This is a genomic window from Streptomyces sp. NPDC007157 (assembly GCF_040634235.1).
GTDB lineage: Bacteria > Actinomycetota > Actinomycetes > Streptomycetales > Streptomycetaceae > Streptomyces.
The window spans coordinates 194,601-207,427 of sequence record NZ_JBEYFE010000004.1 but is presented as its reverse complement, the minus strand read 5'-3'; the positions used below and the strand labels follow the sequence as shown (position 1 = coordinate 207,427).

The following is a 12,827-nucleotide window of genomic DNA, read 5'->3' as shown; positions in this document are numbered from 1 at the left end:
CGGACATGCGCTTCGGTCCCACACCCCAAGGACGGGCCGTGCTTGAGCGGCGCGCGGCCCCCGGACGGTGCCGGAAGGGACGCCCGGCACCGTCCCTTTGTCAGGTGCGCGTCCGGTCAGCACGAGTCGGCAGGGCACGTGAGGCCCTGTCGTGTCCACCCTACGGAGAGTCGTGCAGCCGAAGTACGGAAAGGCGTGCTCCCGCGACTGCACGATCTTCAATCGGAGCCGGTGCCGGAAGCGGCGACGAGTTCGGTGAGGGGTCCAGGAGCGTGATGAGCAGGACGCGCTCGGCCGTCGTGAACGCCTCGCAGGCGCGGGCCTGGCGCTTTCCGGAGCCGGGCCCCGGAGCTGTTCAGACGAACGCACGGTGACCGCCGGTCTCACGACCCTGAGTGGCGCCCTCCAGGGGCGAGTGGCAGCCACGCCGGAGCGGGCAGAGGATGAGAGCGCTGCTCCCGCGCCGCGCCGCCAAGGAGGCCCGGACATGCGCTGGTGGTCCTCGCTGGTCACGATCAGCCGGGACGGGCTGCGCATTCAACGGGCATTCGCCGCCCCGTCGGCGATCGCACGGGCCGTACTGTCCGTGCTGCTCGCCACGGTCCTCGGCCTGGTGCTGGACGACCCGGTGGCCGGGGCCATGGCCAGCGTCGGTGCGTTCATCTGCGGCATCGGTACGCTGCTGAGCCCGCTGCGACACCCTGTGGTGAACGCGCTCGGGATGGCCGCGGCCTTCAGCGCCATGGCGGTGCTGGGGGCCCTGGTGCACGGCACTACCTGGCTGTTCCTGCTGGTGCTCGCGGTCGCAGCGTTCGCCACCGGGCTGTGGCGGACGATGGGCATCGCGCCCGGCATCCGGGGTTGCCTCGCGATCATCGGGCTGATGATCACGGCTGATCTCGCTCCCGACGTACATGGCGGCCTGGTGATCGCCGGCTGGATCGCGGTCGGGACCGGACTCGTCGTGGTGGTGCAACTGCTCCCCCCGTACGGTCCGCGGTTCGCCGCCCAGCGCCGCGCCCTTGCAGCTCTGTACCAGTCGTTCGCCGAGGCTTCGGTCGCGGCCGGCTCCGCCGGCCTGGGCGGGTCCGCTCCGTTCACGGCGGCCCGGCAGGCCCTGGACGTGCTGCCGCAGTTGAGTCGACCGGCGGCGGCGGCCATGTTCGGACTGCTGGGAGAGGCCGAGCGCGTCCGCCGCGCGCTGCACACGGTGCGGCTGACGGTAGCGGCGGCCGGGAACCAGGAGGCACTGGCCGCTGCGGCGCAGGTGCTGGGCGACATCTCCCGTACGGTGGCCTCCGGCCGCGAGCACCGCACCCCCGAGGAAGCTTGGACCCTCCTGGAGTCCTGGGCGGCCGCCTCGCCCGTGCGCGGCCCGCGCGATCTGGCCGCACGGCTACGGACGGCCGAGCAGCTGGCCCGACGCTCGACCGACGACCGCCTGGGCGATGTACTGGAACCCCACACCGAGGTGCCGGGCCTGTACGCGGGCACCCCCTCCGTAGCACGCACCGCCCGGCGGATCCGGGCGCAGCTGCACCCCCAATCACCGATCTTCCGCCATGCGGTGCGGCTCGCAGTGGGCGTGGTGCTCGCCGAGGTCATCGGCCGGTCGATCGGCGGGTGGGGCGGGCTGGGCATCTCCACCCACGGCTTCTGGGTGGCCCTGACCACCATGCTGGTGCTCTTCCCCGAGTACGGTCATACCCTCGCCCGTGGCTGGGGACGTGCGGCCGGGGCCGTGCTGGGCGGCCTGTTCGCCTGGATTCTGTCTCTGCCGAACTGGACGCCCGTCGGCCTCGCGGTCGTGGCGGTAGTGCTGGCCGCTGCGTCGTTTGTGACCCTGCGGACTGGGCAGTTGATGCTCAATCTATGGCTAACCACCTGGATCGTCTTCCTGATCCACCACGTCGGCGGGCTGCCCGGGCCCACAGCGTGGGCGCGGGCAGCCGACACGGTGGTCGGCGCCGCGATCGCCGTGCTCATCTTCCTGGTCTGGCCGACCTGGTCCACCCGGCGGGTGCCGGGCCTGCTCGCGGAGTGGCTGCGGGTGCAGGACCGGCTGCTGCCAGAGCTGCTGACCGGCTACGCCGACGTCGGGGCGACCGACGCGGCAGCCGTCGACGCGCTGCGGGCGCGGTCACGGCAGGTCAGGGAGCATCTGGAGGCCGCGGTCGAGCAATCGCACGCCGAGCCGGCAGAGCACCGCGGCCCCTGGTCGAGTGTGCAGCTGGAGCAGATCAGGACTCAGGTGTCCACGGTTGCCGGATGCGCCACCCTGCTGGGCGAACACCTGCCGCGTACTCCTCAGGACACCGTGCCGGAGCTGACCGAACTGGTCGATCCGCTGCACGAACACCTCACGGCCCTGGCCCGCGCCGCCGCCGGAGCCGAGACCGTGGCCCCGGGGGTATTGCGGTCGGTCTTCGACTCCTTCACCGCCCGCTCCGGCTTGCTGGCCGAGACATCCGACGGCTTCGGCAGCGCCACGACCAGCCGCGCCGTCGTCCTGAGCACCGCAACCGTCGACGCCGTGGAGGCCCTGACCGCCACCATCGCCTCCCGCCACCGCCGCGGTCGCCACGCGGCAGCCTGAAACTCCGCGAAGTCGCTGTCCGCCCTGACGGTGGGGTTCCTGCCGAGGGGGGACGGGCGAAGCCGGGTAGGCCCTGGGGATCGACGCCGGTGCAGGGCGGCGCGACGCGTTCCGGATCCCTACCCCGACCTGACCATCAAGCCAGTACCTGTCGAGTTGCGCGCACGCGCCAGGTCGCGCAACAGCAGCTCCGTGCCGATCGCTCCGGTCAGGATGGCCGACCCTTGCGTTCACCAGGCTGCCAGTGTCGTCAGCGGTCGGGCGAGGGCGTCGATGGTGCAGTCACCTGGCAACGGCAACCGTAGATCGGCAATCTCGACCAGCAGGATCCAACCACCGCGCAGCGATGCCGCAACAGGCTGGTCGGCCGTGGCCGAAGCCTTCTCAGTGGCGTGTTGACGGGCTTGCCCATGGTCATCGCGCACCCTGTAGCCGTGCCGGCATCACGACCGCCTTGCCATCACCGGTGGACGCGGCCTGCTACCGCAGGTGACGGACCGATGGGGAAAGGGTGGTGCGCTCACCTGCGGATGACGTGGTCCGACGGATACGGGGTGGTCGGCGTGACAGGTGGACCACCGGCCGGTGCCGCCATCGGTTGCGCGTAGAGAAAGGGAACCGGAACCGCAGAGGTGGGAGGGAAGCCCGGCCTGGCGGCGTCGAGATGGGCATCCAGGCTGAGCGCGGCGGTGACAAGGGCGAGGTGGGTCAATGCTTGTGGGAAGTTGCCGAGTTGCTCGCCGGTCAGCCCGATCTCCTCGGAGTACAGGCCGAGATGGTTGGCGTAGGTGAGCATCTTCTCGAAGACGAGTCGCCCTTCACGCAGATGACCGGCGCGAGCGAGGGCTTCGACGTACCAGAAAGTGCACGCCGAGAAGGTGCCTTCGAAACCGAGCAGTCCGTCGGGAGAGGCAGAGGGGTCGTACCGGTATACGAGGCCGTCGGACACGAGATCTTTCCTGATCGCGTCCAAGGTCGAGAGCCACCGCGGATCCTGCGGGGGGATGAACCCTACCGCAGGCATCCGCAAAAGCGCGGAGTCCAGGACGTCGCTGCCCAGGGACTGCGTGAACGCTGCACGCTCCGGGCTCCACCCTCGCCGCAGGATCTGCCAGTAGATGGCGTCGCGTTCCTTCGTCCAGCGCTGCACCTCGGCGGGACGGCCGCTCCGGGCGGCCATGCGTACGGCCCGATCCAGCGCGGTCCAGCTCATGAGTCGTCCATAGGTGAAGTCCTTGTCACCGCCCCGCGTTTCCCAGATACCGGCTTCGGGACGGTCCCAGTTCTCGCACACCCAGTCCACCGTGTTGATCAGCGTCTGCCAGATGCGACAGGTTGTCGGCAGACCCTGCTGGTCGGCGAAATGGAGGCACTCCAGTGCCGATCCGTAGATGTCGAGCTGCAACTGGTCAGCGGCACCGTTGCCGACCCGCACCGGAGCGGAGTGCCGGTAGCCCTCCCAGTGGCCCAGGGTCTGCTCTGCCAGGTCGGAGGAGCCGTCGACGCGGTACATGACCTTCAGAGGGTGTTCGCCAGGACCGGTGTATTCCTGAACGCGGTCGCCCAGCCACTCGGTGAACGCCACGGCCTCCTCGGTGAATCCCAGCCCGAGCAGCGCGTGAAGGGACAAGGAGGCATCACGTACCCACGCGTAGCGGTAGTCCCAGTTGCGCTCGCCTCCGACCTGTTCCGGCAGACTGGTGGTCGGAGCCGCGACCATGGCCCCGGACGGGGCGTACGTCATGAGTTTGAGCGTCATGGCGGAGCGGTTGACCGTCTCCCGCCACCGTCCGGTGTAGCGCGAACGCGCCAGCCAGTTGTGCCAGAAGGCGATGGTGTCCTCCAGTAGCTGCTCGCATTCCTGCGGCGAAACGATGCGTGGCGGACCGTCAGCGAACGTCTCCAGCACCAGGCCGCGGGTCATACCAGCTCGTAGCCTTACAGTCATGCACACGCCACCTGACCGAATCCTGCGGTCGCTCACGCACTCAACGTCAGGTGTGTCCACCACATGGACGGTCACATCCGTACCTCGGCTGGCAAAATGCCAGCCGCCCATATGCGAGGTGACCTCATATGGTTGCTGCGCGTAGTCGAACCGAGGGGCGATCTCGATGTCGAACGAGATCTCGCCGCGTGTGCACCGCAGCATGCGGACCAGCCGGTGATTGCTTGTCGGATTACGTGGAGAAGCAGGCGGCATGAAATCCACGACCGATCCGACGCCTTGCTCGGTCATGAATCTGGTGAGCAGCACACAGGTGTCCGGGTAGTAGAGCTGCTTGGTCGCATACGTCGGCGCCCGGGGAACAATCGTCCAGTGCCCGCCGTTCGCACCGTCGAGCAGTGCTCCGAAGATACTCGGCGAGTCGAATCGCGGGCTGCAGAACCAGTCGATCGTTCCCTCGGTGGAGACCAGCGCGGCCGTCTGCAGGTCACCGATGAGTCCGTGGTCGTCGATCAGCGGATATTCGTTCATGGGGCCTCTTCCCGTCCCGCCTGGCGTGAGCGGTGACGTCGCTGCTACCGCCGTGCCCCTCGCGGACACACCTTGCGCCCCCACCTCCAGACTGCCCGGCATGCCGCGGGTTCGCATTACTCCTCCGGTAGCCCTGGGGAGGTGAGGTACGCGCAGGGTGGTGGGCTGACCGACGCCGAGAGGGCCGCGCGGGAGCGGATCAGGTTGCAGGCTGTCGTCCGCTTCGAGGCCGGGCGGTCCCGGCTCAGCGAAACGCGGATCGCCAGGCTGGAGCGAGAGTTGGAGCGTGGCACGCTGGTCCACGACCGGGCGGACCGGCGGTGGACGCCGGCGCGGATCAAGACGTTGATCGGCCGTCTGTTCCACGTCTCCTGCACCGTCGAGGGCACGTAGCGGTTGCTGAAGCGGCATGGCTGGAGCCGGCAGCAGGCCAGGCGGCCCATCGAGCGGAGCGGGACGATTCCGTGGTCGAGGTGTGGAAGAAAAAGGAGACCTGGCTGCGGGGTAAGAGCACCGCGGCGGAGCACGGCGCCTGGATCGTCGACGACGAGGCCGGGCAGTCGATGACTCCGCCGCGTGCCAGGACCTGGGGTCGGATCGGTCAGACCCCGGTCGTGCGGGTGCGGGGCCGCGGCTCCGGGCGGGTGTCGATGGCGGACATGGCCTGCTTCAAACCCGGCCGACGGTCCCAGCTCATCTATGCGATCCGCGAGTACAGGGGCCGTAAGGACGAGCCGAAGGGCTTCGGCTGGCGGGACGCTCGGGGCCCCGATCCTGCTGGTCTGGGACAACGTCCGCCTCCGAACTGCCCGACAACAGCCCTGGACATACCGAGAAACGGTGTGACCACTGCGGTAACACCGCCGTTCCCATCTTGATAATTCCATCTCTCGTCGCACCTCATTTAGCATTCCGTCTCAGGCGCATCGACGCACGGCGCGAAAGGAAGAGGGGATGGCGGAATCCTTCGCCATCCGCGCCGCTCGACAGGGTGCGGGTGATCAACCGGGGACCCTGGTTATGGGTCCGTACGCGGCCCAGACACTCGGTGACCTCGGCGCCGACGTGATCAAGATCGAGTCGTCCTCCGACACCGTACGGGTGGGCCGGCACCGCGTCCCGCCGGGTACGACCACGCTGAGCCGGAACGCCAACTGCACCCAGTGCACGCGGACGTCGCCGCACGCAACCCGGCCTTGCCGGCGTCGACTACGCCAGACTGGACAGAGGGGTGCGCCAGGCACAGCATCCCGATGGCTCCCGTGCTGGAGCTGGAGCACGCCCGCGGCAGCCCGCTGCCCGATCTCGCCCTTCCCTCACACCACGCATCCTTCCAGGAGCGCACATGCCTACCCTTGACCGCCAGGACAACGTCTTCGTGCTCGACCTCGGAGACGGTGAGAACCGCTTCCACCCCGACTGGATCGCGTCCGTCGACGCCGCCCTGAACGAGGTGGAGAAGGCAGAAGGACCGCGAGCCCTGGTGACCGCCGCGACGGGCAAGTTCTACTCCAACGGCCTGGATCTGGAGTGGCTGTCCGGCCACGCCGACCAGCACCAGGACTACATCGTCTCCGTCCATGAGCTCTTCGCCCGCGTGCTCTCGCTACCGATGATCACCGTGGCGGCCCTGCAGGGGCACACCTTCGCCGCGGGCGCGATGTTCTCCCTCGCGCACGACTTCCGCGTCATGCGTGCCGACCGTGGCTACTGGTGCCTGCCCGAAGCCGACATCAACATCCCCTTCACGCCCGGCATGTCCGCCCTGATCCAGTCCCGGCTGGCGCCGCAGACCGCGCACGAGGCCATGGTCACCGCCCGCCGCTACGGCGGGTCGGACGCCGCGGCCGTCGGCATCGTCGACCGGGCGGTCGCTGAGGACGCCGTGCGCTCCACGGCCGTGGAGATCGCCCAGGCACAGCTGGGCAAGGCCGGCGGCACCCTCGGCACCATCAAGGCACGCATGTACGGCTCGGCTCTGGCGTCCCTCCGCGACACGGTCAACCCACGCGGCTGACGCCGCAGGCAACCGACGGAGGGCGCCGGGCCCCCACTGCTGCGGGTGCCCGGCCCACCGGCCGGACCAGTTTGATCCTGGGAATGGGCCGGGCACGTGGCCCGGTGGTGGACGTCTGCGAGCATCACGACCACCACGCGCCCCGCACCACTGCCTCGGAACACCGTCCGTGTCTCGCCCACCCCCGGCCTCCGCCCAGCAGGGGCATACGTCCGACGCGGTTGATCACTGGTACGTCACGCCGAGCAAACCAAGCGCGCGGGCCAGGACCGGCCCCAGGGCTCGGGCGCTGCCGTCCTCGATCTTGAGGGCCAGGGCACGGGCACGGCCGTGGGGCAGAGCGACCGCTTGGACCGCTTCCGCGCCCATCTCCGACAGGACGCCCGGTACTGAGGCCGGCGCAGCATCCCGGTCGCCGGCCGTCTCGATCGCCGTCATCCACATCGGCTGTGCTCCAGTGCAGAACGCGCCGGCGAGCGCGTAGTCGAGGGCCGCGTCCGTGGCGCTCTGTGTCGTCCCCTCACGCCACACGGCGAACACCCCGCCGTCTCCGTCCGAGGAGAAGTCTCCGATGTGCTCGCCGCCCCGCAGCAGTCGGCTGCTCGGGATCAGGTCGGGTATACGAGGGCGCCACGAGGAGCCCACGTGGTGGACGTCGAGTCGAGATACGAACGCCGGGTCAACCGGCCTCCGGCAAGTTCAGCAAGCCGGGACGCCTTCCTACCCGATGCTGACCGTTTGCTGACCCGAACGGCCCCACCATGCCTGTGACCTGAATAGATGCTCAAGCGTTAGATCTCGGACTTGAACATGGTGCGCAGCATTCTGTGCTCCTGGAAGACGGCTCTCCGCCCACTTTCTGCAGGTCAGAGGCGCTCTTCACTGTACAGAGGCACGAGGCCTCGAATCGAAGACTTCCAAGAACATCCCGCGCCGTGGCGAGCAGGCTTCTCACCTGCGCGATCTGCGCAAATCAAATTCTCGAGGTCGCTCAGCCGCACAAGTTCGTACGGAAACGTGCTCTCGTCCTCACCTCACCAGGAATTGAGATGCCGGCGTCGGGCCGCCGCTGGAGCGATACGCGCGGGCACGGGTGCGGACAGCAGCAGGGCATGTCGATTCGCGCGTGAGGTCGGGCGCCGCGGCGATGACGCAGAGCGGTGTTCGCCGCGGCGCCCGGTCGGTTCAGTTCTCGTCGTGGACGATGGACCAGCCTCTTGCCGTCATGCGGCTTCGTAAGTCCTCGATCCTGCACCGGGAAGGCTTGTTGCCCGAGCAGGCGTCAGCGGCCTCGTTCCGCACGACGTGCGCGTCCAGGCCGAAGGCGGCCTGTACAGCCGCTCCCAGATTCCTTTCCGACAGCACTCGGACAGGATCACGAGGAGCGGGCGGTGATCCTCGTCATCCACCCCGTCCGGGAACACCTGCGTCAGTTGCCGAACGACCTCGCCGAGTGCCGGGTTGTCGTCGGTCACCGACGCCCCAGAGGACGGCAGATGACCGTTGCCGCCGTTGCGTCAACCACCATCGGGCCAGCGCCTTCGGACTTCCGACCGGACAGCGTCGATGAACTCGGCGGGTGGTCCGTAGAGATGGTCGACGATGTAATGGATGATCAGGTTCGGGGCGACGTAGAGCACCCCGTCGTCCGAGACGGCCCTGATCTCGGCGTGGCCCAAGCGGTAGTCGACATTCGCCCGCGCGGAGGTCACCGAGTGTTCGGTGTACTCCCGGCACAGCGTGCACGCGTGCCAGCCCCGGCTCCTGTGCTGTCGCAGTGAACCGAGATCGATGATGTTCGCGAGGTCTTCCTCGGAGACCTCGTCGATGTTGTAGTCGAAGCCGTCCTCCAGCCAGCCGATGGTCAGGCCCTCGGGCGCTGCGTGGTGGTCGTAGTCGTAGAGCGAGAAATCCGCGTAGTAGGTCATGTCGATTCTCGTTTGAGGCCCGGGCCACGGCAAAGATGTGTGCACCCTCTGCCGGACCGCGGCCAGGTCCCTGTCGTATCAGTGTGTTGATTCCGGACAGACCCACTACCGATTCCGATGCGGAATGTCACCAGGGACAGTGACTCGTCGTCCACGAGGACCTCTGGGAAGTGTCGCTGCCCGTCTGGCTGATTGCGGCCGGGTCGGCCGACAGGAAGCGGCCGGCCCGGCAATGAGAACTGTGCTGTCAGCGTCCTCGGGGGCGCCGGGTGATCACCTGGGGGAGGCTGTCGGCCTTCCAGTAGCCGTCGAGGATCGTGAGCAGCCGTTCCGGCTCGCGGAAGACCTCGGCGATCCGGTCGCCGTATTCGTCGAGCAGCGGGTCGCTTTCGACCATCTTGCGGCCGGCGCCTGTGAAGGACGACGAGTAGGCGTGGCAATTGCCGCACCACAGGTAGTTGATCCATGACGGCTCGGTCCGTCCGTACTTCTCGTGGTGGTAGTTACGCAGGCCCACATGCCCGCAGACCGGGCAGATCCGCTCGGTCACCGGACGCAGCAGTTGCGCGAAGAGCGCCTCACGATGGTGTTCGTCGTAGGGGCGGACCATGGATGGGACCTTTCCGGGGTGTGCGGGATCATGCGCCGGCCGGTGTGTCGCCTGGCCGACCGGCCGGTCAGGACATCATTCACTTCCGGATATCCTGCGCCACCTCATCTGGCCGAACTCCTCGGCATCCTCCTCGGTTCCGGTGTCCCCGAAGCCGGCCATGCGGTGTTGGTGGTACGTCTCGTGGAAGAACGTCACCACGGCTTCCTTGATGCTCCGCAGGCCCTTTTTCGAGATCTCGATGATCGGCGGACCGTTCCGGCCGAGATGGGGGCGGTCACTGTCCTTGGGTGATGGGCCCAAAGAGTGTGGGCTGTTCCTTCGGCCAGGCCACCCGTGTTCTGATCGATGATCCTCTCTTTGTGAACGACACCGTACTTGTCCCACTCGGAGCGGTAACCCGCCCTGGCCGGCGTCTCCTTGAGCCTGCCGAGGCTCACCACGGGCCCCTGCGGATACTCGTTGGGTTTCCTGTCGGGCTTGCTGCGGTAGGCGTTGCCCTGTTTCGTCCCCGACGCCGGACCCGACTCGTCCCCGCTCCGGGCGGCGGACTTGCCGCTGCCGCCCGGTTCCTTGCCGCCCTTGCCCGTACCCGATCCCGGTGTCGAGGGGGCATCGCCGGACTTGGGTGTGGTGGGCGCCGGGCCGGCCGGGGTGGTGGTCGGCAGGTCGCCGGAGAGGAGTCATCAGGTGAGTCGAGGGATCCGGAGCAGGTTGCCGACCGGGGTCAGCGGTGGCGAGGTACCGCGGGTCTGCCGGTCGCCCTCGCCCGGGCGGACGCCGACTCCGTGGCGTCGAGACGCCTGGCGGCGGACTGACGCGTGCCGTGCGGCTTCGAGTGGGAGAGATAGGGAATGCAGGCGGTCATCCACATCGGTCCGCTGGGCGATCAGTGAGCCGGGGGCTCGTGTGTGCAAGGTCAGGGGCTGATTGTCGTGAGTGTCCTCGTCAATGTCAGGGGTTGGCTGGAGTGCGACGACCAGCAGCTCGCCCGGATCAGAGAGATCGTCGAACAGGACGACCCCGACCGGACGTACAGCGGTGGCTGGGCCTTTCCGCCGAGGCAGTACAACTTCGTGAACTGGGTTCTCTTCGGGGCCCAGATGCGCGACCACTCCGTCGGCTGGTTCCTGGACCGACTGCGGAGCGTGGCGCGGATTCCGGCCTCCGACGAGGACAACGACCTGATCACGGGTCTGTTCCTCGTCAGCCACGAGGTCGACGGCATGAGCGAGTGGCAGGTCCGCGACGGCACCGTCGTGATCCAGGCCGCGAGCGAGACGTATCGGTTCCTCAACGAGTAGGGCGTTGCGGCCGTCCGGAGTGAGCCGGGGTACGACGCGGCGGCGCGAACCGTAGCCCGGCTCTCGTCCGCCGCTGCCGTGCCCGGCATGAAGATGCTCGTCAGCGCCGACATGGCGGGGACCACGGGCGTCACCTGGCCGGCCGACGTGCTGCCGGGACCGTTCTTCGGGGCCGCGCCCATGTACGCCGGTCCGGTCGGCCCGAGGGCGACCGGATACAGTGCGCGAGACGGCAGCCCGGTCAGGGAGGGGAAGCGTGACCGACACCAGCAACACCCGACCCGTCGACAGCGAAGCGCGAGTGCCACGGCAGAGCCGGCTGCACCGCCTGATGCGCTACATCCCACTGATCGCCCCCGTCCTGCTGTGGGCGGTGCCCTGCTGGGTGCTCCTGTACGGCGGCCAGCACTGGCCGCTGCCGGTCACGCTGGTCGGCACCGCCCTGTTCGCCCTCGGCCTCATCGGTATGCCGCTCGCGATGATGCGCGGCCACGGCCGGCGCCAGCAGGACCGGGCGGCGATCATCGGTGACACCCTGCTGGGCGCCAGCTGGATTCTGTTCACCTGGTCCGTTCTGATCGGCGTCCTCCTGCGGCTCGCCCTGACCGTGACCGGCGTCGGCGAGAGCCAGGACCGGGCCCGGATCGTCACCTGGACCGTCCTCGGTGTCTCCGCCGTGCTGCTCGCCTGGGGGTACGCCGAGGCCCGCCGGGTGCCCCGCGTGCGCCGACTCGACGTGCGACTCCCGCGCCTGGGTGCCGGGTTGGACGGCCTCCGCGTCGCCCTCATCACCGACACCCACTACGGCCCACTCGACCGCGCTCGCTGGTCGGAACGGGTCTGCGAGACGGTGAACGCTCTGGAAGCCGACCTGGTCTGCCACACCGGCGACATCGCGGACGGCACGGCCGAACGCCGCCGCGCCCAGGCCGTCCCCCTCGGCACCGTGCGGGCCACCCGGGCCCGGGTCTACGTCACCGGCAACCACGAGTACTACAGCGAGGCCCAGGGCTGGGTCGACCTGATGGACGAGCTGGGCTGGGAGCCGCTCCGCAACCGCCATCTGCTGCTCGAACGCGGAGGCGACACCCTCGTGGTCGCCGGCGTGGACGACGTGACCGCCGAGTCCTCCGGTCTGGCAGGCCACCGCGCCCATCTCGCCGGAGCTTTGGACGGCGCCGACCCCGACCTGCCCGTCCTGCTCCTGGCGCACCAGCCCAAGTTCGTCGACCGGGCGGCAGCCGGCGGCGTCGACCTCCAGCTCTCCGGCCACACCCACGGCGGCCAGATCTGGCCCTTCCACCACCTGGTCCGCCTCGACCAGCCCGCCCTCGCAGGCCTCAGCCACCACGGCACCCGCACCCTCCTCTACACGAGTCGCGGCACCGGCTTCTGGGGGCCGCCGTTCCGCGTCTTCGCCCCCAGCGAGATCACCCTGCTCGTGCTCCGCTCCCCGCACCTGCCCACCTCGCCGTAGCACGGGGCGGCCGACGGTTCCAACGAGCCACACGTGGCGACGCTCCCCCAGGTCGGCGACGCGTGACACCTGTACCACCAGCAGACCGAGAATCTTCCTCGTCCACGCACTCGCGCGGACCCGCGACCGGGCGGCGGACGCCGTCGACGGGCTGCTCACGGTCCGGTGCGACCTCCGGGACGCGGACTCCGTCGCCTCCCTGGTGACCCGGACCACCGAGCACTTCGGCCGGCTCGGCGGCGGCGTCGCCGACGTCGACCGGTAGACCCGCGTCGCCCGAGCGGTGAAGTGCGGGGCGGTTCTTCGCCCACCTGTCGCGCGCCCGTCGCCTGCTGCGCAATGTCGGGCGCGGCACCGCAGCGCCGAGGGGGCACGTGGTGGCCCGGCTCACGGCCGTAGCGCGCGGTGGTGTCGGC

General features: G+C 69.0%; 10 protein-coding genes and 1 pseudogene. 6 read left to right on the top strand and 5 right to left on the bottom strand.

Features of this window, described 5'->3' with window-relative positions; all coding sequences use genetic code 11:
• Positions 1–487: 487 nt before the first annotated feature.
• Positions 488–2,596 (top strand): FUSC family protein, encoded by a 2,109-nt coding sequence (locus ABZ642_RS08850; RefSeq protein WP_360479384.1) that lies wholly within the window; start codon positions 488–490, stop codon positions 2,594–2,596.
• A gap of 520 nt (positions 2,597–3,116) precedes the next feature.
• On the opposite strand, the gene ABZ642_RS08845 is transcribed toward ABZ642_RS08850, so the two are convergent.
• A complete protein-coding gene (locus ABZ642_RS08845) occupies positions 3,117–5,075 on the bottom strand; it encodes a glycoside hydrolase family 15 protein (RefSeq protein ID WP_360479381.1) in 1,959 nt (652 codons plus the stop codon).
• Between the two features lie 141 nt (positions 5,076–5,216).
• On the opposite strand from ABZ642_RS08845, the gene ABZ642_RS08840 reads away from it, so the two are divergent.
• The 3 genes from ABZ642_RS08840 (at position 5,217) to ABZ642_RS08830 (ending at position 7,092) form a co-directional block, all read left to right on the top strand.
• Positions 5,217–5,468, top strand: coding sequence for a hypothetical protein (locus tag ABZ642_RS08840; protein ID WP_360479378.1), 252 nt, complete (start codon positions 5,217–5,219; stop codon positions 5,466–5,468).
• A gap of 561 nt (positions 5,469–6,029) precedes the next feature.
• Positions 6,030–6,434 (top strand): CoA transferase, encoded by a 405-nt coding sequence (locus tag ABZ642_RS08835; protein WP_360479375.1) that lies wholly within the window; start codon positions 6,030–6,032, stop codon positions 6,432–6,434.
• Complete coding sequence (locus ABZ642_RS08830; protein ID WP_360479372.1) at positions 6,421–7,092, top strand: enoyl-CoA hydratase-related protein; 672 nt, start codon at positions 6,421–6,423, stop codon at positions 7,090–7,092. Before ABZ642_RS08835 ends, ABZ642_RS08830 begins: the two co-directional genes overlap by 14 nt.
• Positions 7,093–7,250: 158 nt before the next feature.
• Here ABZ642_RS08830 and ABZ642_RS08825 read toward each other — a convergent pair.
• The 4 genes and pseudogenes from ABZ642_RS08825 to ABZ642_RS08810 all read right to left on the bottom strand — a co-directional run.
• Positions 7,251–7,482 (bottom strand): annotated as a pseudogene (locus ABZ642_RS08825) (asparaginase); the annotation flags it as partial.
• A gap of 1,127 nt (positions 7,483–8,609) precedes the next feature.
• On the bottom strand, positions 8,610–9,020 hold the full coding sequence (locus tag ABZ642_RS08820) for a hypothetical protein (RefSeq protein WP_360479369.1): 411 nt from the start codon (positions 9,018–9,020) through the stop codon (positions 8,610–8,612).
• A gap of 247 nt (positions 9,021–9,267) precedes the next feature.
• Positions 9,268–9,630 carry a hypothetical protein gene (locus ABZ642_RS08815; RefSeq protein WP_360479366.1) on the bottom strand — a complete coding sequence of 121 codons (363 nt, stop codon included), beginning with the start codon at positions 9,628–9,630 and terminating at the stop codon, positions 9,268–9,270.
• Between the two features lie 75 nt (positions 9,631–9,705).
• Positions 9,706–9,933: a hypothetical protein gene (locus tag ABZ642_RS08810; RefSeq protein ID WP_360479363.1), complete on the bottom strand. Its 228-nt coding sequence runs from the start codon at positions 9,931–9,933 to the stop codon at positions 9,706–9,708.
• Positions 9,934–10,565: 632 nt separating this feature from the next.
• Here ABZ642_RS08810 and ABZ642_RS08805 point away from each other — a divergent pair.
• Complete coding sequence (locus tag ABZ642_RS08805; protein ID WP_360479360.1) at positions 10,566–10,934, top strand: hypothetical protein; 369 nt, start codon at positions 10,566–10,568, stop codon at positions 10,932–10,934.
• Between the two features lie 256 nt (positions 10,935–11,190).
• On the top strand, positions 11,191–12,411 hold the full coding sequence (locus ABZ642_RS08800; RefSeq protein ID WP_360479357.1) for a metallophosphoesterase: 1,221 nt from the start codon (positions 11,191–11,193) through the stop codon (positions 12,409–12,411).
• Positions 12,412–12,827: the final 416 nt, after the last annotated feature.

Coding starts and splice junctions, on each gene's coding strand:
- ABZ642_RS08830 (WP_360479372.1), top strand. CDS start 6,421: ATGCCTACCCTTGACCGCCAGGACAACGTCTTCGTGCTCGACCTCGGA.
- ABZ642_RS08815 (WP_360479366.1), bottom strand. CDS start 9,630: ATGGTCCGCCCCTACGACGAACACCATCGTGAGGCGCTCTTCGCGCAA.
- ABZ642_RS08820 (WP_360479369.1), bottom strand. CDS start 9,020: ATGACCTACTACGCGGATTTCTCGCTCTACGACTACGACCACCACGCA.
- ABZ642_RS08835 (WP_360479375.1), top strand. CDS start 6,030: ATGGCGGAATCCTTCGCCATCCGCGCCGCTCGACAGGGTGCGGGTGAT.
- ABZ642_RS08850 (WP_360479384.1), top strand. CDS start 488: ATGCGCTGGTGGTCCTCGCTGGTCACGATCAGCCGGGACGGGCTGCGC.
- ABZ642_RS08845 (WP_360479381.1), bottom strand. CDS start 5,075: ATGAACGAATATCCGCTGATCGACGACCACGGACTCATCGGTGACCTG.